This is a genomic window from Flavobacterium sp., assembly GCF_046293665.1.
GTDB lineage: Bacteria > Bacteroidota > Bacteroidia > Flavobacteriales > Flavobacteriaceae > Flavobacterium.
The window spans coordinates 190,598-215,833 of record NZ_JBKBOL010000003.1 but is presented as its reverse complement, the minus strand read 5'-3'; the positions used below and the strand labels follow the sequence as shown (position 1 = coordinate 215,833).

Here is a 25,236-nt window from a genome sequence, read left to right as displayed (position 1 = left end):
GATTTGTTTTTGTGACAGCTTACAGTCGCAGTAGCAATTCTCAGAAAAATAACTCCGAGGAAACTTGGAGTTTTTTTTTACTTCAATTAAAAAAACTGAAACTACCTTAAAATCTCCTCAAAACTCGGTTTGAAATAATTCGGTCCTTTCATTACTTTTCCGTCTTCTCGGTATATTGGTTTGCCGTCTTCGCCCAGTTTACTCATGTTACTGCGTTGAATTTCGTCAAAAACTTCTTCAATCTTGTGCTGTAAACCGTGTTCTAAAATCGTTCCGCACAAAATATAAAGCATGTCACCAAGCGCATCGGCTATTTCTGTTAAATCATTGTTTTGAACTGCTTCAAGATATTCTTCATTTTCTTCTTTCATTAAATTGAAGCGCAACATATTTTTTTGTTCGCCCAAATCGCCTTTCATTTCGTGGCTTACGCCCAATCCGAAGGCGGTGTGAAATTCTTTTACTGCGTTGATTTGTTTTTGCATTTTTTACTGAATTAAATGATACTGCAAGTTATCACTTTACAATACATTTGAGTATTTTTGTTGAAAATTTGAAATAAATGTTCACAACTGGTCAATGGATTTTCGCCGCCTTGTTTTTTGTTGCTTTTGTAATAGCTGCTTTTTATGCTTACGGTAAAGACAAAGCCTTACACAGCAAAGTTTATAAAGGAAGTTATAAAATTCTTATCGCGTTTTTACTTTTTATCGCCATGTTATTTGTGATAAAAGTGTTTATGAAACACTAAGCTATTTTCCTTTAAAAAGGTTCACACTAACTGTAGCCAAATCAGAGTTAGGGAATTTGGTGAAAAATCGATCATCAGAAAACAATCCGGCTTCTGCAGCAATTTTGTGTAATACTTCAATCTCTACTATATACTGATCAGAAAAACCATGTGTTGCATCATAAGCAGTGGCAGCGGTTTTGCCAATATTTGAAGCCGTTAATTCGGGAGAAACGGTATGCAATTCAATAATAAGCAATCCAAACTTATCTACAAACGGCGACCATTTCAATAAGTGCTCCAATAAATTATCTTCTACTTCATTATTGTTAATTCGCTTACCGCGATGGGCAAAAGCTCCGGTTGATGTGCTGATGCGATTGACAGTTTTGGATTTTGGTTCTTCCCAAATGCGGTTATGGTCGAGAAAAGTTCTCACATTGAGCAATTCTTTTAAGTCGATGTTATAATCCTCCATAAGCGTTTCGGCTAATAATTGTGGTCGACCAATATCACCCCAAATCACTTTGGCCCAAATATCGGCTTTGATTAAATTGGCACGGGTAACTTTTAAAGCTGCTTCATTATAATCGACTCCAACCAAAAACAATGGATGCTCATCAAGCATTTTGCCTCTTTTCGTTTGACGTTCAATCACATAAAAAATATGTTCCAAAAAAGCACCGTTACCACAACCCATATCTAAAATTCCTTTTGGTTGTTCAGCGATTGGTCGGTTAAACAATTCGATGATGATTTCATCTACAATTTTGAAATACTCCGCATGCGCGCCACCACTTCCCCAAACATTCATTTCCCTGTCGACATGCAACTCTGTTTCGTGTTCGCCTACATTTCGTAAAATTGAAGCATTACCAAAAAGCAGTTCATCCATTTTACGGAGTGTCGGAATATAGGAAACTGTTACGCCATAAGCCGCGGCTCTTTTGGCATAAAACAAACCCGTTTCAGTAAATTGATAGTTATCGCCCTTTTTGGTAAACCAATTTAAATGCGTCAAGAAATCTAAAATGGCGGAGAAACACTCCGGCTTTTTGTGAAACTCTTCCGGACGAAATGAAGTTTCCATAAAGTATTTGTGAAACATGCCGGTCATTCCGAGCATTACAATCGTTGGTCCAACCAAATTCCCTTCAATGTGATACAAAACCTGCTCTTGAATTGAACGTTCATTTTCATCTTCTGAAAATTCTATACCAAAGTTAAGCTTGTATTTTTGGAACAAATCATTAAGCATCTCAAACGGCTCGACTTCAAATTTTCGCGGATGAAAGTGCTCCGAAAATTGTAAAAGTTCAAAAACACCTTTATAGTTAGGCACCAAAGAAAAAGCTAACTCGCTTTTATCATTTACACTAAAAGTAATTTCATTATTTTGATTGTCAACGATTTGAACCAACCAACCTTGAGAAGCCAGAACTCGAAGCGCTACATTTAAATAACCATCATTGGCGTTGAATTTGGCAACCAATTCTTCAAGCGTTACTTTCTGCTTTTGCAAAATATACTCCAACACACCTTTCTTATAAAGAGAATAAGCTACCGGAACAGTTGTAATACCATCTAAATGCCTGAATAAAATAGCTCGAAGTTCGCTTTTGCTTTTCATTTTTTTTACTTTGAATACAAACAAATATACTCAATCTCTTAACACCAAAAGTTAAATGTTTTATCTTAACTTTGTGTCTCTTAAAAATCGACCGATGAGAATTCTGAAATATATATTCCTACTAATATTATTGGCTTTTATAGGCGTTACCGTTTATATTGCGACTCAAAAAGGTGATTTTACCGTTTCTAAAAGCATGGTGATTCATAGTCCGAAAAGTATTGTTTTTGATTATGTGAATGACTATAAAAACTGGGAAACCTTTGGTTCGTGGATGACTAAAAACCACGGCATAACCTTTAATTATCCTGCTAAAACTATGGGCGCAGGTGCCAATTTCTCTTGGAAAAAAGACGGAGATGAAGGTTTTATCAAGACTTTTTACGCCAAAGAAAATGACAGTTTGGTTCAAAAAGGGAATTTCAACGGAACGACTGCGACTTTTCACCTGAAATTTAAAGATACGGTTGGCGGCACCAAAATTACCATTCACAGTAAAGGAAAAATGGATTTGTTTACCAAAATCAATACGTTTTTCGATGGTGGAATGGTCAATATTTTGACCGATGCCTTTGAAAAAAGTCTGAGAAATTTGGATAAAACTTTAGACTATGAAATGAAAACTTATTCCATTAAAGTTAATGGTGTTGTACAACGAAGTTCCGGATATTGTTTAAAACAAACTGTTAGTTGTAAAATTAAAAGCCTTTCTAAAAACATCAAAATTATCATGCCGAAAATGGTTCATTTCTTTAAAAAGAACCAATTACCAATGGCCGGAAAACCTTTTATCCAATATGAACGTTATGATGTGGCAAATGACATCGTGACTTTTTCAGTTTGTATTCCTACAACTAAGCAAATTTTTGTGGCTTCGGGAAGCGATGTAACTTCGGGTGAAATTGTTCCATTTACATGTTTGAAAACTACTTTGACCGGTGATTATTCGCATACTCAAGAAGCATGGGCTAAAGCCAAAAAACACATTGCAGATAATGGTTTCCAAGAAAACTTTGCCGGAAAATATACTGAGGTTTACATTAAAACTATAGACGACATCAAACAACCTTCAAAATGGGTGACTGAAATTCATATTCCGGTATTTCCAAAAACTCCGGTTACAGCTCCCACTTTTGTTTTGCCGGTAACTCCTGTAACAGAACCTACTGAAAATGATTCGCCTACACCAACAGAAACACCTTAATTTTTGGGTTGATTAAACCTTTTCGACTATCTTTATTCCAACCCTTAAATTGTCGTTTTGCAAGAAGAGAAGGATTTTATTCGGGAATTATTAGATCCAAAGACGCAAAATGTGGCGTTTCAAAAACTCTTGCGGGATTACCAAAGACCTTTGTACAGTCATATTCGCAACATTGTTTTGAACCACGATGATGCGGATGATGTATTGCAAAATACATTTGTGAAAGTCTTTCAGCATCTGAAAAATTTTAAAGGCGATAGTAAATTGTTCTCTTGGATGTACCGAATTGCTACCAACGAAGCGATTACTTTCATCAATCAAAAAGCCAAACGCAACGGAACAACCAGCGAAGCCATGCAAACCAGGATTGTAGAGAATTTAAAAGCCGATGACTATTTTGATGGTAATGAAATACAGTTAAAACTACAAAAAGCTATTGCGCTTTTACCAGAAAAGCAACAACTGGTTTTTAAAATGAAATATTTTGAAGAAATAAAATACGAGGAACTGTCGGAGATTTTAGGCACTTCGGTGGGCGCTTTAAAAGCTTCTTACCACCATGCTGTGAAAAAAATTGAAGATTTCATGAATACCAATTAAACTTTATTCTCTAAACTTTGTCAAAAGACTATGAAACCATTTAAACTTGATAACGAACCCAAAATCACCTCCGGATTTACTACGCCCGAAGGTTATTTTGATTCGTTTAACGCCAAAATGCTAAAGCAGCTTAAGAAAGAAGAACCAAAAGTAATTTCTATTGTAAGCAGAAGGAAATCTTGGTATATCGCAGCTGCTGCAGTTGTGGCTATGCTTTTATCTGTTCCGATTTACAACAACTTTAGTACAGCTTCAGATAATATTGATGCAGTTGTTTTAGAAGATTATCTTAAAAATCATGTTTTGATATCGAATGATGAAATTGCCTCTCTTTTAGACATGGAAGATTTAGAAAAAATAAGGTTGGATTTAAATCTTGAAGATCAAGCCGTAGAAGACATCTTATTAAATAATATCAATTTAGAACAATACATAATAGACTAAAAAAATATGAAAATCAATAGACTAATTATCGCAATCATTATGCTTTTTTCTATAAACTCCATTGCCCAAGGCGGTCGTTTATTAAAAGAGAAGAAAGAACAAATCAAGGCTATGAAAGTGGCTTACATTACCAATGAATTGTCATTGACACCAGATGAAGCGGCTAAGTTTTGGCCGTTGTATAATGCTTTTGAAGAAAAACAGCACGAAATCAGAAAGCAAAAGTTAAAAAGTTATATTGATAAAATTGACGATGAAGCATTCGACAATCTATCCGAAAAAGAAGCCTCAACCATCTTGACACAAATGGAAAGCAGTGAAGAAGAATTGTATCAAGCTAAGAAAAAGTTTGTGGCCAGTTTGAAGGGTGTGATTTCATCTGTAAAAATTCTAAAACTCAAAAAAGCAGAAGAAGGTTTTAATCGAAAGTTATTACAACAATACCGTGATAAAAGACAAAAAAAATAAAAATAAGAGAGTCAAATGACTCTCTTATTTTTTGAACTCTATTTTAACAATTTTGGTCTTTCCGGCAGCAATAGCGGTATCTTCATCTAAAAATCTTATAGTGTATAAGGTCAAGTCATCGGAGAATTGTTTCCAACTATGGCCACCATCAGCGGAATAATACAAACCACTTGGCCCTACTGAAACAATTCCTTTACCATTGGACTTTGGTACAAATTGCACACAAGAAGCATAACCAAAACCGATATTTTCTCCAATCAAATCCCATGTTTTTCCACCGTTAGCAGTGATGGCTTTGTTTTGAAAGTTTTGTGTTGGCTTTTCATAATTGCCACCTGTAATGAAGCCAATCTTATCATTATAGAAATCGGCTGTGAAGATTCCGGTCATCGTTTCGCCTTGTACGATTGGCGTTTCATATACTTTCCATGATTTTCCTTTATCAGAAGAATGAAAAACCCTTGACTTCCTTCCACCGGAAACAATCCAAGCATTGTTGCCTTTCAAAACAATATTGGTATTACTAGCGGCAAATGCGGCTTCACCATCAACCGTTTTAGGCAAACTTTCACAAGGTAATTTATGCCAAGAATTCCCACCATCTCGCGTAATAATGATAGAAAGACAATTATCTGTTGGATCTCCAATTGCGATACCTTCTTCATCATTCCAAAATTGCATGCTGTCATAAAATACTTTTTCATGATTTTCTTGGTAAACCAATTCGGTCTGCTTAAAATTTCTCGAATACCTGTAAAGCACAGCCGGATTTCCAATGGATAAAAAATAAACATATTTAGATGTCAAGGCTATACTTCTGAATTCAAAGTTATAGGGTAAAGTAGTTAACTGCTTTTCATACCTGGCTTTAGAAGAAACAAAACCAAGCTTTTTATCTGAACCACCATAATAAATCGTATCATTATCAAAAGCGATTGCTCTAATACTTATTTTTTCGCTATAAAGTGTCTTCATTTCGACAGAAGTAAATTCCTCATTCATTTTTAATTTAGAAGATTTACAAGCCGTTAACACTGTCATTAGTAATAAATTGCAGAAGAAAACATTGCTTTTCATTGGCCAGATTTTTTGCTAAAAATACGTTAAAAAAACCATTTCAAATAGATTAAAAAGATTTTGGCATTGTAATTGGACGTTGGCTATCAAAACTATTCCACATTAAACATTTAAGTCATGAAAACTAAAATTATAACATTGTCCGTTCTAACTTTGCTGAGCATAACTGAGGTTTTTGCCCAAGACAGAACAACTGTTTCAGCCTATAATTCTGAAATCAGTGATAACCTTGATTTAAGAGCGGTTGCATCTATTTTTGGTGATTCCAGAGATTTGGCCGACTTTGAACGAAGGTTGAATGATCCTAAAATTCAAATTTCTAATTTGGATTTAAACGAAGACAATCAAGTCGATTATTTGCGAGTAATTGAAACTGTTGAAGGCAATGAGCACTTAATTGTAATCCAATCCGTTTTAGGTCGGGATACATTTCAAGATGTAGCTACCGTTGAAGTACAACGTGACCGAGATAATCGAGTTCAAGTACAAGTAGTTGGTGACGTATACATGTATGGTCCAAATTACATCTACGAACCGGTTTATTCCTTTACACCTGTGATTTATGCTTCTTTTTGGGTAGGTAATTACAGACCTTATTATTCTTCTTGGTATTGGGGTTATTATCCAAGTTATTATTACGCTTGGACTCCTTTTCCAATCTTTAGATACAGAAATCATATTGGTATCCACATTAATTTGCACCACCACTATAACTATGTAAATAACAGAAGATGTCAATTGGCATACAACGGCTATTACAGAGGCGGAAGAAGAGGAAATGGTTATGAAGTGCGTTATCCAAATCGTTCATTCCAAGTTAGAAATACTGGTTATACAAACCGTCGTGAACTAGACCAAAATAGAAACATTAGAACTGTTGGTAATAGAGAATTGGTTGGTAATAACAGCCCGAGAAACAATGCCAGCGCAGGGATTTCTCCAAGAGGAAATGCCAATACTAGAAGTGAATCTCCAAGATCGACTATTTCCAATGGAAACACTAGAGGCAATGAGTCACCAAGAACGGTTGCTTCCAATGGCAACACCAGAAACAATCAATCGCCAAGAGCATTAACGTCTAATGGTAATACACAAAACTCAGAATCGCCAAGACCAGTTAGAACTCAAGATGCTTCACCAAGAAGTAATTCAAATCAAAGAAATGAATCTCCTAGAGCAGTGACTTCAAACGGGAACAACAGAAGTTACGAATCTCCCAGAAATAATGCACCGAGAGAAATGTCTAGTCAAAGAAGTAACTCTGGTAACCAAAGACAAATGTCAAGCCCAAGAGCAAACTCAGGCGGACAAAGAGAAATGTCAACCCAAAGAGGTAATTCCCAAAGAAGTGACTCTGGCTCAAAAGGAAACAGAAGAGGTTAAATTTTATATATAGTTTTGTTGTTGGAAAAAGACATCGCTCAGGCGGTGTCTTTTGTTTTTGAAAATAAATGACTAATACATAATCAGATATTTCAAAAAGATATAAATTTGCAGTCTTTAACTTTTTATTATGAGTTCTCATAGCCATCAGAATTTACACTCAAGACTCTCAGCAGCCGGTTTACTTTTAACATTAGGAATTATCTACGGAGACATTGGTACTTCACCATTGTATGTAATGAAATCGATAATCGATGAGAACAGAATAAGTTCTGATTTGGTACTCGGTGGATTGTCTTGTATTTTATGGACATTAACATTACAAACGACTTTAAAATATGTAATCATCACGCTAAATGCCGATAATCATGGTGAAGGTGGAATTTTTTCGCTTTATTCATTAGTGAAAAGAACCAAAATTCAATGGTTAATAGTTCCCGCCATCATTGGTGGAAGTTTACTTTTAGCAGAAGGAATTATCACACCGCCCATCTCGGTTTCCTCTGCAGTTGAAGGTTTACTCATCTTTAAACCGGATATTCCCACTATTCCAATTGTAATTGCGATTTTGTTTGTCTTGTTTACCATACAACAATTTGGCGCCAAAATAGTAACCAAGTTTTTCTCTCCGGTCATGTTGGTTTGGTTCTCGATGTTAGGGATTTTAGGTGTTTTACAAATCACCCAAAATGTAGAAGTTTTAAAAGCTATCAATCCATATTATGCCTACAAACTTCTAACTTCTGACGCATCAGGGCATGGTTTCTTTATTTTAGGGGCAGTTTTCCTTTGTACCACCGGAGCTGAATCGCTCTATTCTGACATGGGACATTGCGGAAGAAAAAACATTAGAGTGAGTTGGATTTTTGTAAAAACAACTTTGGTGTTAAACTATTTCGGTCAAGGTGCTTATTTATTAAAACACAACGGCAGCACTCTATCGCAATTGAATGACCACAATCCAAATCCGTTTTATCTAATTATGGCCGATTGGTTCCAACCCATCGGAATCGTAATTGCCACATTAGCAGCCATCATCGCGTCGCAAGCCTTAATCAGCGGATCGTTTACGTTAATCAACGAAGCGATGAGATTGAATTTCTGGCCCAAAGTAAAAATCAATTACCCAACCGATGTTAAAGGACAATTATACATTCCATCGATTAACTGGCTGTTGTTCATTGGTTGTGTCGGTATTATTTTATATTTCAAAGAATCAAAATACATGGAACACGCCTATGGTCTTTCCATTATTTTAGGAATGATGATGACCACAACGTTGTTGAACTTTTACTTAATAATGAAAAGGGTAAAATGGTATTTCATAGCACCTATTATTTCAATCTACGTCACTATCGAAGTAAGTTTTTTGATTGCCAATGTAACTAAGTTTATGGAAGGCGGTTATGTGACTTTAGCCATCGCCATCTTCTTAATTGGGGTAATGTCAACTTGGTTCTTAGCCAAGAAAATCAGCAAAAGCTATACTAAAATTGTCAAAATCAACGACTATAAAAAAGTATTGGCTGAGTTGAGTGTCGACTTGTCTATTCCGAAATATGCTACGCATTTGGTGTACATGACCAACTCCAACCGCAGCGACGAAATAGAAGAAAAGGTAATGTATTCTATTCTTCAAAAACGTCCGAAACGTGCCGATTTGTATTGGTTTATCCACGTAAACATCCTAAGCGAACCTTATAAAAAAGAATACCGCGTAACCGAAATCATTAAAGACGACATTTACCGTATCGATTTCTATCTTGGCTTTAGAGAACCTACCAAAATCAACCTAATGTTCAAACAAGTGATCAAAGACATGGTGGAACGCGGCGAAGTTGACATTACCAGCCGATATGAATCTTTGAGCAAAAACCACATCATCGGTGACTTCAAGTTTGTACTTTCTGAAAAATTCCTTTCTAACGATAGTGACTTGACTTTCTTTGAGAAAATTGTTATGAACACCTATTTTCTTATGAAAAAAATGAGTTTGTCTGAAGAAAAAGGATTTGGTCTTGACAGTAGTTCTGTGAAAATTGAACAATTCCCATTGGTGATTCACGCTCCAGAGAAAATCGAAATGCGAAGAATTGTTGGTGACAGAACTATTTTATAATTTTTCCTTCTAAAGCCGTTTTGCCTTCTTCTACAATAGTGTAGATGTAAATGCCTTTGGCCAAAACTGAAGTTTCAATTGTGGTTGTGGTTGTGAATGATTTTTCCAAAACAAGCTTGGCTTGACTATCATACAACTGGATTTGATATTGCTTGCCTTCAGCCCCATTAATTTCAAGAAAATCATTAATAGGATTTGGATATACTTTTATTCTATTATTTAAACCGGAAGTATCAATCCCTAAATCAACACATTGGATGCAATTCTTTTGGTAAGTAATCGCCGTATCCACCAAAATTTGACTGTCAAATAAAGTCCCTTGACTGCAATTGCCTTTTAGTTGATAATGCAACCAAGGCAACAAATAAGTATTGATAATATTGTGCTGAATCGCTCTGCTAATGGTAGGTTGTGGTGAACAAGAACCTTCACCAACATTACAAAAAAAGTTACTATTGGCCATTTGGCAATGACTTCCGCCAATGATATTAATTAGCGTTTTACAAGTCCCTGACAAGCTATTGTACATTGGAATTTGATGTACATTCGGCGGCGTAACACAATCATTTATTCCCGAAAAAATCAGCGCAGGAATGGTTACTGAAGCAGCAGCACTCACAGCAGAAGGATTGGTTTCTGCCGGAGCAAAATTGACTATGGTTTTAATACTACTATTCAGTTGCGCCGCTAAAAAAGAAGCTCCTCCGCCCATACTGTGTCCCATAACCGAATTCATTATACTAATTCTATTGTAAAAAATAGACGTATTATCATTGTTCAAAAGGTTCATTTGGTCGATTACAAAAGCCAAATCTTTCCCAAAGTCTAAATGCGAGGGCGAAAACGATCCTTCGGTTTTAGGAAAAACCATGATATAACCATTAGGAACCAAACTAGTCCAAAAATTTTGATAAGCATCCCAAGTCATTACAAAACCATGTCCGAAACTCAAAACAGGGAAATCTCCGGCAGTAGCTGTCATGGCAACGTTATCACCACTAATATCGGAAGGATAATAAATTTCTGTGGCTATCACTCGATTTCCTCTGGCAGGATCGGTAAAATTGATAGTGGCGTGACCAATTTGAAAAGGTTGGGCCAATGCAACACCGGAGAAGGTTAAAAGAAAAAAAACAAAAAAGTGCAACTTAATATCTTTCATTTCAAGGAGTTTTATCAAATCAAATATAGGCAATTCTGATGCTAAACTGTTTTTAGCTTGTTAATTTTCAGCTTAGATAACAAAAAAGGAATATCTTTGCACGCTTATTTTTTTACAACATGCGATTACATCGAAATCTAGTTTACACCACCATTGATTCCCTAAACGCCATTTTTAACGAAGGTGAATATGCCGATAAAGTGGTAGCTCGTGCCTTAAAAAAAGACAAACGTTGGGGAAGTTCCGACCGAAAATTTGTGGCCGAAACCATCTACGAAATCGTACGTTGGAAAAGACTATATATGGAAATTGCCGATGTAAAAGAACCTTTTGATCGTGACCAATTATGGCGAATGTTTGCCGTTTGGGCAGTCTTACGCGGTTACCCAATTCCCGATTGGAGACAATTAGAAGGCACACCGGAACGCAAAATCAAAGGGCGTTTTGACGAATTATCCAAAATCAGAAAAATGCGCGAATCTATTCCGGATTGGATGGATGAATTGGGCGTGAAAGAATTAGGTGAAGACATTTGGACCAAAGAAATTGCAGCCCAAAACAAACAAGCCCAAGTGATACTTCGTGTTAATACGCTAAAAACGACCAAAGAAAAACTACGCGCCATTTTAATGGATTTAAACATCGAAACGGAATTTTTAAAAGACCAACCCGATGCACTGGTTTTAAAAGAAAGAGCTAATGTGTTTTTAACCGATGCTTTTAAAGAAGGCTTCTTCGAAGTACAAGACGCTTCCTCACAATTAGTAGCGGCTTTCCTTGACGTACAACCTGGTATGCGAGTAGTTGACACTTGCGCTGGCGCCGGCGGAAAAACTTTACACATGGCTTCCTTAATGCAAAACAAAGGGCAATTAATCGCCATGGATTTGTATGAAAGCAAACTCAAACAACTAAAATTAAGAGCCAAAAGAAACGGCGCTTTCAATATAGAATACCGAATTATCGACTCCACCAAAGTCATCAAAAAACTTCACGAAAAAGCCGACAGGGTTTTGATTGACGCACCTTGCAGCGGATTAGGTGTTTTAAAAAGAAATCCTGATGCCAAATGGAAGCTCCAACCTGAATTCATTGACAACATCAGAAAAGTACAAGCTGAAGTTTTAGAAAATTACTCCAAGATTGTAAAACCGGGAGGCAAACTAGTTTATGCCACTTGCTCAGTCTTACCCTCTGAAAATCAGGAACAAGTTAAGCATTTCTTAACTACAGAAATCGGTAAATCATTTACCTTTGTAAAAGAGGTTAAGATTTTGGCACAAGACACCGGATTTGACGGTTTTTACATGGCCTTATTAGAACGAAAAGAAATATAAAAAAACACATGAAAAGAATTTTTACCCTTTTATTTTTAAGTTTAACGCTAGTTAGTTTAGCCCAACAAACCCAATCGGTTAATGCCATTCCTCCGGGATATTACAATACCGCTACGGGAACAGGTTATGTGCTAAAAACACAACTTCACAATATCATCAAAAATCATTTTGATCAAGGTTATACTCCCGGATTATACATAACATACCAAACTTCAGATGTCAGACCAAACGGTAAAGTTTGGGATATGTATTCTGATTGTGAATTTACCTTTGGAACAGTTGCCAATGGTGGTAATCAAGACAATGGTACCAATCCGGGTGGAGAATGTGTTTTATTCAATAGAGAGCATACCGTTCCTCAGAGTTATTTCGGGAATAGTGTTTCACCTATGTTTTCTGATGCACATTTTGTTATTCCTTCCGACAAAGTAGTTAATGCTACTCGTGATGATTTCCCTTATGGTAGAGTTCAAAATGCTACTTGGACTTCAACCAATGGTTCTAAACTTGGGAACAATATGAATTCAGGTTATTCTGCAGGATATTCACTAACCGTTTTCGAACCGGTTGATCAATACAAAGGCGATATTGCTCGTCTGCTTCTTTATTTTGCAACGCGTTATGAAGACCAACTCACAACATTCTACACAACCTCAAGTTCTACTTCTAAAGTGATGTTTGACGGTACTAGTGGTCATAGTTTCTCAAATACCTTCTTGAATATTTTATTAACATGGAATCAACAAGATCCTGTTAGTGCTAAAGAAATCGATCGAAATAATGCTATTTACGCGCGTCAAAACAATAGAAATCCATTTATTGACAATAACAATTATGTAACTCAAATTTGGGGATTACCATTGGCAACTTCTGCTTTTGAAAGTTTAAATGCCGTGTCTGTTTATCCTAATCCATCAAATAACGGCAACGTGAATATTTCAACTGAAATCTCACTTGACAACATCGAAATCATCACCATTAACGGTCAGGTTTTACAACAAATTAAAAGACCAACCTTGGAAAACAACACTTATACCTTAAACAATTTGCCAAAAGGATTTTACTTTATAAAACTGTCCAGCAATAATGATTCGGTAACCAAAAAAGTCTTGGTAAACTAATTTCAAAACAATTTATAACGAGAAACGCTGTTGAAATCCAACAGCGTTTTTTTTGTTTTTGGCTTTGCCTAATAAAATTAATCTATTTAATAACATGCAGAAAACGCCGATTTTCTTTGAACTTTAACGCATCTTTACTATCTTTCGCCCTCATAATGTGTAACCCTTAAACATTTATACAAATGTTAGAAGAAAAGAATGATAACCTGCTGGATGCAGATGGAAATGTAGTAAACGAATCATTGGAAACGACGACTACTGAAAACCAAGAAACTACAACTGAAGTTGGAAGTGATGCTGTTGAAGCAGCAGCAACCGAAGAAATCCAAACTGAAGAAGCGGAAGTTGAAGCGGAGCAAACTGTTGAAGCCGTTAAGGATGTTGTTGAAGAAGTGGCCGAAGAACCAGCGGTTGAAGTAGCAGTTTTAACCGAAACACTTACAGAAGACGAAATTGAAGTAGCCGCTGAAAAAGAAGCTTTGGTGGAAGAAGCTGTGCAAGAAGCTGACGAAACAGTAATTGAATTGACTGCCGATGAAGTAGCCGATGACACGCCTGTTGCAGAACCGACAAGTGATTCAGTGATGGATGCTATTCAAGAAGTCAATGCTGAAGAAGGTGAAGACGAATCGTTAAAAGACCGTCATGAAATTCCTATGCTGGATTACGAAACTTTATCCATGGAGCAATTGGTGGATGCGTTAGGTGATTTAGTTGTAGTCGAAAAAGTGATGTCGGTGAAAGACCATGTAGAAGAATTGAAAAAGTCTTTCTTGTCGAAATACCACCATTTTATTGAAGAAAAAAAAGACGAATTCCACGCTGAAAATCCGGATACTACCGAAGATTTCCATTATCATTTTCCACTTAAAATAAAGTTTGACCAATTGTACTCGCAATACCGAGACAAGAAAAACATACATTTTAAAAGTTTACAAAACAACCTTCAAGCCAATTTAGAAAACAGAATGGCGATTGTTGAGGAACTTAAAAACCTAATCCACAGTCAGGAAAGTATTCCGGTAACGTTGAAGAAATTCAATGACATCCGCGATCGTTGGAAAGTAGCCGGACCAATTCCGAAAGACAAATACAACCACGTTTGGAACAATTACCACTTTCATTTAGAGAATTTCTATGATATTCTACACTTAGACCGTGAAGCGCGTGATTTAGATTTCAAACACAACTTAGAACAAAAACAAAAAATCATAGCGCGTGTAGAAGAATTGGTTCACGAAGAAGACATCAACAAAGCTTTCCGTGAATTGCAAGACTTACACCGCATTTGGAAAGAAGATATTGGTCCGGTTTCTCGTGACCAACGTGAGGAAATTTGGAACCGTTTTAGCGAATTGACCAAACAAATGCACGACAAACGCGAAAGTTTATACGAACAATTGCGCGAAGTAGAAACGGCCAATTTAGAAAAGAAAAAAGACATCATCGCACAGATTGAAGTCTTAGCGCAAGAAAAAGTAAACTCTCACGCTGCTTGGTTAGGCCAAATAGAAAAAGTAGAAGCCTTGAGAAATCAATTCTTTGCTGCCGGAAAAGTAGCTTCGGAAGTGAATGAAGAAACTTGGACTGCCTTTAAAAATGCCGTAAGAAGTTTTAATGTATTGAAAAACTCTTTCTACAAAGACATCAAAAAAGACCAAAACGATAACCTTTCTAAGAAACAAGCGTTGGTGGCTAAAGCCAATGAGTTAAAAGAAAGCACCGATTTTGCTGCCACTACTCCGTTAATGAAACAAATTCAGGAAGAGTGGAAAACCATTGGTCATGTGCCGAGAAAATTCTCCGACAAACTTTGGGCCGAATTCAGAGCGGCATGTAACGAGTATTTCGAGAAGTTGAAAGAACAAAAATCTGAGGTAAATGAAGAAGAAGTAGCTGCTTTTGAAAATAAGAAAGCCTACCTGGAAACCTTGAGAGCTTTTGAATTGGTAGGTGATCACAAAACCGACTTAGATGCCATCAAAGCCCACATCGAAACTTGGAAAAGCTATGGCAAAGTGCCTTTTGCCCGTCGTCATATTGAAGGGAAATTCAATAAGATACTAGATGCCTTATTCGAAAAGTTAAGCTTGAGCAAAAAGGACAACGAAATGGCGCGTTATGCCAATAAGTTAGACCATTTGGCTAATTCTGACTCTCGTAAGTTAGACAACGAAAAAGTTTTCATCATGCGTAAGATTGACGAAGTACAAGGAGAGATTTTCCAATTGGAAAACAACATCCAGTTCTTTGCCAATGCGAAAGCGGATAACCCGATGGTGAAAGAAGTGAAGAAAAACATCGACTTCAAAAAAGAAGAGTTAGCCACCTTGAAAGACAAGCTGAAACAACTCAGAAATTTGAAAACAGAAGAATAACAAAAAAGTCCCGATTGAATCGGGACTTTTTTTATTGTTGTATTTTAGAAGCTAAGAGGTAAATCACCGCCATTCTTATCGCTACACCGTTCTCGACTTGGTCTAGGATAACCGACTGCTGTGAATCGGCAACATCCGAAGTGATTTCTACACCGCGATTAATTGGTCCGGGATGCATGATGATGATTTCTTTATTGAGCGAATCCAGTAAGGCTTTATCCACCCCGTATTGCTGGGCGTATTCTCTGGTTGACGGGAAATAATTCACATCCATTCTTTCATTCTGTACGCGAAGCATATTGGCTACATCGCACCATTCTAGTGCTTTACGCAGATTAGGTTCAACCGTTACACCCAAACTTTCAATGTATTTCGGGATTAATGTTTTTGGGCCGCAGACTTTGACTTCGGCACCTTGCATTTGCAAAGCGTAGATGTTTGACAAAGCTACTCGTGAGTGCAAAATATCGCCTACAATTACAACCTTCTTCCCGCCTACTTCGCCCAATCTTTCTCTGATAGAATAACTATCTAACAACCCTTGTGTTGGGTGTTCGTGCGCACCGTCACCGGCGTTGATGATGCTGGCTTTTACATTTTGTGACAAGAAGTAAGCCGCACCCGGATTGGCATGACGCATCACGACCATATCGACTTTCATCGACAAGATATTGTTAACGGTATCAATCAGCGTTTCGCCTTTTTTAACCGAAGATTGCGCTGCCGAAAAACTAATGACATCCGCAGACAGTCTTTTTTGGGCCAATTCAAAAGAGAGTTTGGTACGCGTACTGTTCTCAAAAAAGATATTGGCAATGGTAATGTCGCGCAAGGAAGGCACTTTCTTAATCGGGCGGTTAATCACTTCTTTGAAATGATCGGCCGTCTCAAAAATCAAGTCGATGTCTTGCTTTTGCAGGTATTTAATCCCTAGTAAATGATTGACTGACAGTTCGGACATTGTTGTTGTATGTTGTAAGTTGTATGTTCCTTTTTAACTTCGTACTTCGTCTTTTGTACTTCGCACTTTATACTAAATATACCGCGTCTTCTCCATCCTTCTCCCTCCAAGACACGATTACTTTTTCATCATTGATGGCATCTACCTGACGACCGCGGTAATCGGGTTGTATGGGTAAATGGCGGCTGAATCTTCTATCGATGAGCACCAAAAGTTCTACTTCTGAGGGTCTGCCGAAGGATTGCACAGCGGTTAAGGCGGCGTTGATACTTCTTCCGGTGAATAGCACGTCGTCTATAAAAACCACTTTTTTATCTTCTACCAAAAAATCGATTTGCGTCCTGTTGGCTTCCAATTGCTTTTCACCCCGACGGAAATCATCACGGAAGAAAGTAATATCGAGAAAGCCTAACTTAACGTCTTTGATTTGGTAATCGTTTTCCAATAAAGCCTTTACACGGTTGGCCAAATAAGTGCCTCGTGGTTGTATGCCTATTAAAACGGTGTTGGAAAAATCGAGGTGGTTTTCGATTAACTGACAAGCCAAACGATGGAGTATGATATTGACTTCTTTGGAAGTGAGCAATACTTTTTGACTCATGGTAGTGTTGTTTGGGTGGTAAAAGTAGCGTTTTTTTTTAAGCAAGGCAAATTAGTTTGGAGTTGGGAGTTATGAGTTGGGAGTTATGAGTTATGAGTTGGGAGTTGGGAGTCGCAGTCTCAGTTGGTTTAGTTGATAAGAGAAAGTCTTTGCGCTCATTGCGCCTTCTTTGTGTGCTTTGCGGTTAAGTTTTAGTTCGCAGTCGCAGTCGCAGTTGGCTTGGTTGATAACCGAGATGCTTTGCCGTTAAATAAGTTACACAGAGATTCACAGAGATTGTTGAGATTCACAGAGATTTTCTGACAACAGACAACGGCAACAGAAACTTTGCGTTCTTTGCGCCTTCTTTGCGTTCTTTGCGGTTAAGTTTAGTTCGCAGTCGCTGTAGCAGTTGGCTTGGTTGATAACCGAGAGGCTTTGCCGTTAAATAAGTTACACAGAGATTCACAGAGATTGTTGAGCTTCACAGAGATTTTCTGACAACAGACAACGGCAACAGAAACTTTGCGTTCTTTGCGCCTTCTTTGTGTGCTTTGCGGTTAAGTTTTAGTTCGCCGTTTCTGATGACTTACCCTTATCCCCCGAATAAAAACCATAAGTAAGAATAATTTTTAAAAAATAATTTTTAGATAACCATAATTCTGATATTTTTGGAAAATCTAAAACGCTATTTATGCCGACTGTTAAAATCTCTCCTAAGTTTAAGTCACAAGCTTACAAAGCCATCTTTTCGATTGTTTTATTTATCATCGTTTATCTCCTATTGTTTTTACTGGCGGTTGGCATCTTTGTAGGTTGCGGTTATGCTGCTATTGCTTTGATTGCAGCCAAGCCTTCATTCATCACTTTGATGTTGGGCCTTGGTATCATTGGTGCAGGCTTTTTTATCTTGTATTTTATGGTGAAGTTTTTATTTGCTAAAAATACCAGTGATTATTCTTATCTGACCGAGATTAACCTTACTGAAGAACCCGAATTGTATAAAATGATACAAGAATTGGTAGAGGAAATCGGCACTGATTTTCCTAACAAAATTTATATTTCACCCCAAGTGAATGCTTCGGTTTTCTATGACTCGGGGTTTTGGAGCATGTTCTTTCCGGTGAAAAAGAATCTTCACATCGGAATGGGGTTGGTTAACGCCACTACGGTTACGGAACTAAAAGGAATCTTGGCTCATGAGTTTGGGCATTTCTCTCAAAAGTCGATGAAAGTCGGGAGTTATGTTTACAATGTTAACAGAGTCATTTATAACCTTTTGTATGAGAATGAGGATTATGGCAATGCGGTTTCTTCCTGGGCTAGCAAGAGTGGTTTTTTTGCCTTTTTAATTCACATCGCTTTTGCGTTTAATAAGATGATCCAATACATTCTTCAATTTATGTATAAGATTGTGAATGTGAATTATATGGGATTGTCGAGAGAAATGGAGTTTCATGCCGATGAAATTGCGGCCAATACTGTAGGTTCTCAACCCATGATTAACTCGATGTTGCGCATGGATTTGGCCTCGAACTCTTTTGACAATGTGCTTAATTATTACAATCAAAAAATAGAGCAATCGGTTACTACCACTAACATTTTTCCCCAACATACTTTGGCCATGAATTTTATGGCAAACTGCAGCAAGATAGCCATAGCGCATAATTTACCCCAAGTAGAAAGCGATTTCTATGAGCGTTTTAATAAGTCGAAACTGGTGATTAAAAACCAATGGGAATCACATCCGGCGACAGAAGAAAGAATTGCGGCTTTTAAAAATTTGAATCTTTCTTTGCAACCCATAGACAATCGACCTGCCAATGTGTTGTTTAGCAATGTAAGTCTTGCCCAAGAAAAAGTAACTAAAAAGATGTTTGAACCCGTTGTATATCCGGAAGCACCGGTTGAGGAAGACCTTATTCATTTTGAAACTGCCATCAAAAAAGACTATGAAGACAACAAATATCCCGACTTGTACAATGGCTATTATGACCATCACACTATAAGCATTTTGGCATTAGACAGCCTATTAGACAATACGGAGACCGATTTGACTTTTGATGATTTGTATAGCCATACTATAGTAGAATTGGCTTATAGTAAACAAGGGTTGAGTAACGATTTAGAAACCTTAAAACAAATTGCCCGCAAAGAGGTTGACATCAAGACTTTTGATTATGACGGCAATAAATACAAGGCTTCGGAGGCGCAATTGTTGGTTGACAATTTAGAAAGAGACCTCACTGACAGCAAGGAAAAACTAAAAGCCAATGATGTTGCAATATTTAAGTTTTTTTACACCAAAGCGTTGCCGAAAGTAGCGCATCACCAATTGGTTAATTATTATAAAAACTTCTATCAAGTAGAAGCCCGTCATGAGCAAAAGGTTCAGTATTATATTGACATGTTTGAGAAATTCAACTTTAGCTATGAGCAACACCAGATAGAAGAAATTAGGAACCGAATGAGCAATTACTATGCATTGGAGTCAAGATTTAAAGCCGAATTGAAAAAAACCATAGAAGATGAGCTATACCAAACAGCAATTACCCCTGAATTTAAAACCCTATTTGAGGACTATTTGAGTAAAGATTTGGTTTATTTTGATGGAAACCAATATGATACTGAAGCTATACTGGCCAAGAATAACATACTCTACACCTATTTCTCGATGATACAAAGGGGCTATTTCCTAAACCATAAGGCTATCTTGGATTTTCAAATTTCGTTGTTGTAGTTTTTGCTTTTACTCCCGAAGCTTTGGGAGTTATTGATGGCTTTTCGGAAGTTGTTGATTGCTTTTCGGAAGTTGTTGATTGCATTTCGGAAGTTGTTGATGGCTTTTCGGAGGTTGATGATGGCTTTTCGGAAGTTGATGATGGCTTTTCGGAAGTTGTTGATTGCTTTTCGGAAGTTGTTGATTGCTTTTCGGAGGTTGATGATGGCTTTTCGGAAGTTGTTGATGGCTTTTCGGAGGTTGATGATGGCTTTTCGGAAGTTGTTGATTGCTTTTCGGAAGTTGTTGATGGCTTTTCGGAGGTTGATGATGGCTTTTCGGAAGTTGCAGGTGTTCATTCAGACTCGGCAGGTGTCTATTCGGATGTTGCAGGTGTTCATTCAGAAGTGGCAGGTGTCTATTCGGATGTTGCAGGTGTTCATTCGGAAGTTACAGGTGTTCATTTAGACTCGGCAGGTGTCTATTCGGAAGTTGCAGGTGTTCATTCAGACTCGGCAGGTGTCTATTCGGATGTTGCAGGTGTTCATTCGGAGTTGGTAGGTGTCTATTCGAAGGTTGCAGGTGTTTCTTTGTGATTTGAAGGTTATTGAACACTACCTTATTGATGGTTTCCGCTACTTGAATGCTGTATTCCGCGCCTTACTAAATGTTTCCGCTACTCCTTTGATAGCTTCCGCTACTTTTTTACCACTTTCCGCCACCTTCCTGACTCTTTCCGTAATCTTATTGCTTCTTTCCGCCACCTTACTGACACTTTCCGCGACCTTCTTGGCTCTTTCTGCCGGCGGAATACTTTATTAACACAGCGGAACGCCTTGTTAAGCAACACCTCACAGGTTTTAGAAACCTATTAGGTGTAAACCAACTCCCGACCAAAAACACAAAAACCCGATAAGCGGATTTATTTTATAAGAAATGAAAGGGATTGGTGGGGATTATTTATATTTGGGAATGGGTTAGTTTTATCAAACCAACTTACTAGCTAGCAAACAATTTTAAAAACGAAACGTGGATTTTCAACTTTATTGAAAAAGTTTATCAATCAGTTTTAAATATTACTAATTAACCAATAAATAATAATCATGAGTTTAGACAATTTAATTAAATCATCTTACGGAATTGAAGATTGCTTATTTGCACTTCACGAATTTGATAGAGAAAGAGCATTGAAATCTTTGATAGCAGCTGAAGAAGAAGGTATAGGTTTCGCAGAATTTATTCAAAAACATAAAGATTATCTACAAAGTAAAAATTGTTCAACTGAACATATTGAAAAGCAGATAAAAAGAGTAAAAAAAATTGAATCATATTTCCGCCTAGATTAAACGTTTGATAACAAAGGTTTATAAGAATTGCATGCGTAGGTTTATTTCAGAATTTTCTCTGAAATTTCGTAATTGGAATCATCAGTAATTAATAGTCGTAACTGTTGCAATAAGCGGCACGTTATGTGATACTTTTTAACTCTCTTATATTAAAACATATGGCTGAATCGAAAAAGACAAATTGGAAAACAACAGATAAAAGATTCGTCGCATTCTTAGATATTCTCGGCTTCAAAGATAGCGTAATGAGAAACACTCACGATGATATATATTCAAAGTTGACTTCAATTAATAAAGTAAAAAAAACCATTGAAAATAGTAATAATAATGAGAGTTTCGTTGAATATTATTTTGATTCTGAAGTTTACATTGTCAATTTCTCAGATTCAATCGTAATATTTTCAAAAAATGATGATGTTTATAATTTTGAGTATTTTCTGGTGGCAGTTCGTTATCTGTTTGGAAAATGTATTGATAACGGTATTCCAGTAAAAGGTGGCGTTGCTTACGGAGAAGTCAGTGTTAATAAATCTGAGCAAATATACTTTGGGCAACCTATAATTGATGCATATTTGTTAGAGGAAGACTTGAATCACTTTGGCATAGTTCTTCATAACTCTGTAGATAAATATATTTTAGATAACAGTGAAAGTTTAAAAGATTTAAAATATTATGAAAAATCACTTTTTAGTTATAAAGTTCCACTAAAATATGGAAAAATACATCACTCTAATATCAACTGGTTCAAGATGCTTATTGAGTCAAAGGAATCAGACGATTTTGATTTAAAGAAAAAAGAAGTGCTTAGTAAACTAAATCAATTTTATGTAACTTGTTCAGGCAGTCCAAGAAAGTATGTGGATAATTCTATTGATTTATTTGAAGAGTTACTTAGTAAGAATATTATAAACCTCGATAAAAAAGCGTCTCATAACAACGGTTTTACTATATAGCTGGTTTTTCTTGAGTTGCACTTCTTTCTTCACGAAAAAGTTTATCTTAATAGAAATTAATCAGTTCGCTGGCTCTATTGCTATTTCAAATTCTTGCCATTACAAGAATTTTTAACTTAATAAACTATTTAACATGTGCGAAATTATAATTAATATAATAGGTACGATATTAGGAGGGCTACTCTTGACACTTATCCTTTTCCTTCTAAACGAGTATGTTTTTCCTAAAATTAATTTGACAGGTGAATGGAAAACGATAATCACAATAGAGGAAACTACATATAATCCGTTTAAAGATTTGAAAGTAGAATATGAAATACATTTAATACAAAAAGGATATGAATTATCAGGTTCTGGAGAAAAAATAAAAGATATAAAACCTGATGGAAGTGAAACGGTTTTTATCAGGGAAAAAAGAGTTCTTATTGATATTGAAGGTTACTCTGAAAGAAAGTTTTTTGGAAAATCAAAAGTTTATTTAAATATTAATGAGGAAGGAAGAAAAAGAGAAACTAGAGCTACCTACATACTAGAATTTAATCATAACAATAATCTTAGTGGTGTTTTTAAATCAACTGCTGGTGATGCAAGCGGTAAAATTACTATGGTAAAAACATGGTTAAAACAATAAATAAAATTAGCGGGAAATTAATCTTAATAATTGCTCTAATTAGAATAAAATATTCTGCTTCATTTAGAAACAAATATTTAAAAAGTAAAAAGAATATAGAGCAATCTCAGAGGAAAAATTTCGCTCTTCCGATTAATTTCACCACATCAATAATTTCAATAGAAGACAAAAGATATTTTACTCATAAGGGTATAGACACACATTCTATTTTCCGCGCAATACTAAAAAATATTACATCAACCAGGATTGAAGGCGCAAGTACGATAAATCAGCAGTTAATTCGGAATATCACAAATGATAGAGAATTAAATCTTAAAAGGAAATTTAATGAAGTTTTATTAGCCGTTTTAATTGACTACGAATTCACAAAAGATGAAATTCTAAATGCTTATGTGAATTTATATGAATTTAATACTTGTAAAGGAATCTCAGACTTTTGTAAAACTGAAAAATACGACTTAAGTAAATTATCTCATTTTGAGTGCTATGAGTTAGCAGCTAGATTTAAATATCCAAGTATCAATCGAGCAAATTATATAAGATATTTAAAGAGAGTACGTACAATAGAAATAAAACAAATGTAAACTGAGGTTACTATTAACTCCAAAACCATAAAAAAAACCGCCCAACGGCGGTTTTTCAATTCTATATTATGAGTACATCTTCTTTCTCAACTCCTTCACCTTCTCATCATCCAAGTACTCATCAAAAGTCATATACCTATCAATAACCCCATTTGGTGTAATTTCTAAAACTCTGTTCGCTACGGTTTGCGCAAACTCGTGGTCATGAGTGGTGAATAGTACTGAGCCTTTAAAGTTTTTCAATGAGTTGTTAAATGCCGTGATTGATTCCAAATCTAAGTGATTGGTTGGTTCGTCTAACATCAACACATTGGCACGAATCATCATCATGCGAGATAGCATACAACGTACTTTTTCGCCTCCAGATAATACCGTACATTTTTTTAAGGCTTCTTCTCCGGAGAAAATCATTTTTCCTAAGAACCCACGAACGTATACTTCATCTCTTTCTTCTTCGGTTTTTACGAACTGGCGCAACCAATCTACCAAGTTCAAACTGCCGTCGGTAAAGAAGGCACTGTTGTCATTTGGTAAATACGATTGGGTAGTCGTAATTCCCCAGTCAAAGGTTCCGGCATCGGCTTTTTGGTTGCCGTTTAAGATTTCGTAGAAAGCGGTGGTAGCACGCGAATCTTTGGAGAACACGACTACTTTATCGCCTTTCGCCATGTTCAAATCGACGTTCTTAAACAATACTTCGCCATCTACAGAAGCGGCTAGGTTTTGCACGTGAAGGATTTGGTCTCCGGCTTCTCTTTCTACATCAAAAATAATGGCAGGATATCTTCTACTTGACGGTCTGATTTCGTCAAGGTTTAATTTTTCAATCATCTTTTTACGGGAAGTCGCTTGCTTAGACTTCGCCACATTCGCACTAAAACGACGGATGAATTCTTCTAACTCGGCTTTCTTTTCTTCGGCTTTCTTGTTTTGTTGCGCTTTTTGACGTGCCGCTAACTGACTTGATTCATACCAAAAAGTATAGTTCCCCGAGTAGTGGTTGATTTTACTAAAATCGATATCCGAAATGTGCGTACAAACTGAATCCAAGAAGTGACGGTCGTGCGATACTACAATTACCGTGTTTTCATAATTGGCCAAGAAGTTTTCTAACCAGGAAATGGTTTCAAAATCCAAGTCGTTCGTAGGCTCATCCATTACCAACACATCCGGGTTGCCAAATAAAGCTTGCGCTAATAAGACACGCACTTTCATCTTCCCTTCCATCTCGCTCATCAACGTATAATGCATATCGGCACCAATGCCTAAGTTGGATAACATCGCTCCGGCATCGGATTCGGCGTTCCAACCGTTCATTTCTTCAAACTGCACTTGCAACTCGCCTATTCTGTCGGCATTTTTATCATCATAATCGGCATACAAAGCATCCATTTCCGATTTTACGGCAAACAATACTTTGTTTCCCATCATAACGGTTTCTAACACGGTATGCTCATCGAACATATTGTGGTTTTGGTTCAACACCGACATCCGTTTGCCCGGTTCCAAGAAAACTCTTCCTGAGGTTGGGTCAATATCGCCGGCTAAAATTTTAAGGAAAGTAGATTTTCCGGCACCATTGGCGCCAATTACACCGTAGCAATTGCCTTGGGTGAAGGTAGTATTTACTTCGTCGAATAAAATTCTTTTACCAAATTGTACCGATAAATTAGAAACTGTAAGCATGTATTGTATTTATTAAATTTGGTGCAAAAGTAGTTAAAAGTGTTCATTTCCCAATCAAGTTGGGAATGACAATTTTAGTGTTCCGTTTATTTATTATATTAGACACCTATTAAACCGCTATTC

The 25,236-nt window shown here is 36.6% G+C and carries 23 protein-coding genes; 16 read left to right on the top strand and 7 right to left on the bottom strand.

Annotated features, from left to right (window positions below; genetic code table 11):
* Positions 1–101 precede the first annotated feature (101 nt).
* Positions 102–485: a MazG nucleotide pyrophosphohydrolase domain-containing protein gene (locus ACK4R1_RS07340; protein WP_409685212.1), complete on the bottom strand. Its 384-nt coding sequence runs from the start codon at positions 483–485 to the stop codon at positions 102–104.
* Between the two features lie 77 nt (positions 486–562).
* Between ACK4R1_RS07340 and ACK4R1_RS07335 the strand changes: the two genes are divergently transcribed.
* Positions 563–751 (top strand): hypothetical protein, encoded by a 189-nt coding sequence (locus tag ACK4R1_RS07335; protein ID WP_409685209.1) that lies wholly within the window; start codon positions 563–565, stop codon positions 749–751.
* A gap of 1 nt (position 752) precedes the next feature.
* Here the strand turns inward: ACK4R1_RS07335 and ACK4R1_RS07330 are convergent, their stop codons facing one another.
* Complete coding sequence (locus tag ACK4R1_RS07330) at positions 753–2,360, bottom strand: class I SAM-dependent methyltransferase (protein WP_409685206.1); 1,608 nt, start codon at positions 2,358–2,360, stop codon at positions 753–755.
* 94 nt (positions 2,361–2,454) lie between these two features.
* Here ACK4R1_RS07330 and ACK4R1_RS07325 point away from each other — a divergent pair, with 94 nt between their 5' ends.
* The 4 genes from ACK4R1_RS07325 to ACK4R1_RS07310 are packed head-to-tail and all read left to right on the top strand — an operon-like array spanning position 2,455 to position 5,076.
* Positions 2,455–3,564: a transcriptional regulator gene (locus ACK4R1_RS07325; RefSeq protein WP_409685203.1), complete on the top strand. Its 1,110-nt coding sequence runs from the start codon at positions 2,455–2,457 to the stop codon at positions 3,562–3,564.
* 57 nt (positions 3,565–3,621) lie between these two features.
* Positions 3,622–4,164 (top strand): RNA polymerase sigma factor, encoded by a 543-nt coding sequence (locus tag ACK4R1_RS07320; protein WP_409685200.1) that lies wholly within the window; start codon positions 3,622–3,624, stop codon positions 4,162–4,164.
* Between the two features lie 30 nt (positions 4,165–4,194).
* The gene (locus ACK4R1_RS07315) at positions 4,195–4,608 is read left to right on the top strand and encodes a hypothetical protein (RefSeq protein ID WP_409685197.1); all 414 of its coding nucleotides are present in this window, start codon (positions 4,195–4,197) and stop codon (positions 4,606–4,608) included.
* Positions 4,609–4,614: 6 nt separating this feature from the next.
* On the top strand, positions 4,615–5,076 hold the full coding sequence (locus ACK4R1_RS07310; RefSeq protein ID WP_409685194.1) for a sensor of ECF-type sigma factor: 462 nt from the start codon (positions 4,615–4,617) through the stop codon (positions 5,074–5,076).
* Between the two features lie 24 nt (positions 5,077–5,100).
* On the opposite strand, the gene ACK4R1_RS07305 is transcribed toward ACK4R1_RS07310, so the two are convergent.
* Positions 5,101–6,153 (bottom strand): WD40/YVTN/BNR-like repeat-containing protein, encoded by a 1,053-nt coding sequence (locus tag ACK4R1_RS07305; protein WP_409685192.1) that lies wholly within the window; start codon positions 6,151–6,153, stop codon positions 5,101–5,103.
* A 117-nt stretch (positions 6,154–6,270) separates the two neighbouring features.
* On the opposite strand from ACK4R1_RS07305, the gene ACK4R1_RS07300 reads away from it, so the two are divergent.
* Positions 6,271–7,536, top strand: coding sequence for a hypothetical protein (locus ACK4R1_RS07300; protein ID WP_409685189.1), 1,266 nt, complete (start codon positions 6,271–6,273; stop codon positions 7,534–7,536).
* Between the two features lie 130 nt (positions 7,537–7,666).
* Positions 7,667–9,655 (top strand): KUP/HAK/KT family potassium transporter, encoded by a 1,989-nt coding sequence (locus ACK4R1_RS07295; RefSeq protein ID WP_409685186.1) that lies wholly within the window; start codon positions 7,667–7,669, stop codon positions 9,653–9,655.
* Here ACK4R1_RS07295 and ACK4R1_RS07290 read toward each other — a convergent pair.
* Positions 9,645–10,817, bottom strand: coding sequence for a T9SS type A sorting domain-containing protein (locus ACK4R1_RS07290; protein WP_409685183.1), 1,173 nt, complete (start codon positions 10,815–10,817; stop codon positions 9,645–9,647). The two genes, ACK4R1_RS07295 and ACK4R1_RS07290, sit on opposite strands and share 11 nt — an antisense overlap.
* 119 nt (positions 10,818–10,936) lie before the next feature.
* Between ACK4R1_RS07290 and ACK4R1_RS07285 the strand changes: the two genes are divergently transcribed.
* The 3 genes from ACK4R1_RS07285 (at position 10,937) to ACK4R1_RS07275 (ending at position 15,653) form a co-directional block, all read left to right on the top strand.
* Entirely contained in the window at positions 10,937–12,154 is a 1,218-nt protein-coding gene (locus tag ACK4R1_RS07285; protein ID WP_409685180.1) for an RsmB/NOP family class I SAM-dependent RNA methyltransferase, read from the top strand.
* Between the two features lie 8 nt (positions 12,155–12,162).
* Positions 12,163–13,275: an endonuclease gene (locus tag ACK4R1_RS07280; RefSeq protein ID WP_409685177.1), complete on the top strand. Its 1,113-nt coding sequence runs from the start codon at positions 12,163–12,165 to the stop codon at positions 13,273–13,275.
* 182 nt (positions 13,276–13,457) lie between these two features.
* Positions 13,458–15,653 carry a DUF349 domain-containing protein gene (locus tag ACK4R1_RS07275; RefSeq protein WP_409685174.1) on the top strand — a complete coding sequence of 732 codons (2,196 nt, stop codon included), beginning with the start codon at positions 13,458–13,460 and terminating at the stop codon, positions 15,651–15,653.
* A gap of 31 nt (positions 15,654–15,684) precedes the next feature.
* Here the strand turns inward: ACK4R1_RS07275 and ACK4R1_RS07270 are convergent, their stop codons facing one another.
* A complete protein-coding gene (locus ACK4R1_RS07270; RefSeq protein ID WP_409665867.1) occupies positions 15,685–16,614 on the bottom strand; it encodes an aspartate carbamoyltransferase catalytic subunit in 930 nt (309 codons plus the stop codon).
* A 67-nt stretch (positions 16,615–16,681) separates the two neighbouring features.
* Positions 16,682–17,215 (bottom strand): bifunctional pyr operon transcriptional regulator/uracil phosphoribosyltransferase PyrR, encoded by a 534-nt coding sequence (gene pyrR, locus ACK4R1_RS07265; protein WP_409685171.1) that lies wholly within the window; start codon positions 17,213–17,215, stop codon positions 16,682–16,684.
* Positions 17,216–17,888: 673 nt separating this feature from the next.
* Between pyrR and ACK4R1_RS07260 the strand changes: the two genes are divergently transcribed.
* The 6 genes from ACK4R1_RS07260 (at position 17,889) to ACK4R1_RS07235 (ending at position 23,427) form a co-directional block, all read left to right on the top strand.
* Complete coding sequence (locus tag ACK4R1_RS07260) at positions 17,889–19,934, top strand: M48 family metalloprotease (protein ID WP_409685168.1); 2,046 nt, start codon at positions 17,889–17,891, stop codon at positions 19,932–19,934.
* Positions 19,935–19,957: 23 nt separating this feature from the next.
* The gene (locus tag ACK4R1_RS07255) at positions 19,958–20,509 is read left to right on the top strand and encodes a hypothetical protein (RefSeq protein ID WP_409685165.1); all 552 of its coding nucleotides are present in this window, start codon (positions 19,958–19,960) and stop codon (positions 20,507–20,509) included.
* Between the two features lie 507 nt (positions 20,510–21,016).
* Entirely contained in the window at positions 21,017–21,259 is a 243-nt protein-coding gene (locus tag ACK4R1_RS07250; protein WP_409685162.1) for a hypothetical protein, read from the top strand.
* A 158-nt stretch (positions 21,260–21,417) separates the two neighbouring features.
* Positions 21,418–22,212, top strand: coding sequence for a hypothetical protein (locus ACK4R1_RS07245; RefSeq protein WP_409685159.1), 795 nt, complete (start codon positions 21,418–21,420; stop codon positions 22,210–22,212).
* Positions 22,213–22,345: 133 nt separating this feature from the next.
* On the top strand, positions 22,346–22,843 hold the full coding sequence (locus ACK4R1_RS07240) for a hypothetical protein (protein ID WP_409685157.1): 498 nt from the start codon (positions 22,346–22,348) through the stop codon (positions 22,841–22,843).
* The gene (locus ACK4R1_RS07235) at positions 22,828–23,427 is read left to right on the top strand and encodes a biosynthetic peptidoglycan transglycosylase (protein ID WP_409685154.1); all 600 of its coding nucleotides are present in this window, start codon (positions 22,828–22,830) and stop codon (positions 23,425–23,427) included. The genes ACK4R1_RS07240 and ACK4R1_RS07235 overlap by 16 nt, the downstream gene beginning before the upstream one ends.
* A 66-nt stretch (positions 23,428–23,493) precedes the next feature.
* On the opposite strand, the gene ACK4R1_RS07230 is transcribed toward ACK4R1_RS07235, so the two are convergent.
* Complete coding sequence (locus ACK4R1_RS07230) at positions 23,494–25,113, bottom strand: ABC-F family ATP-binding cassette domain-containing protein (RefSeq protein ID WP_409685151.1); 1,620 nt, start codon at positions 25,111–25,113, stop codon at positions 23,494–23,496.
* Positions 25,114–25,236 lie beyond the last annotated feature (123 nt).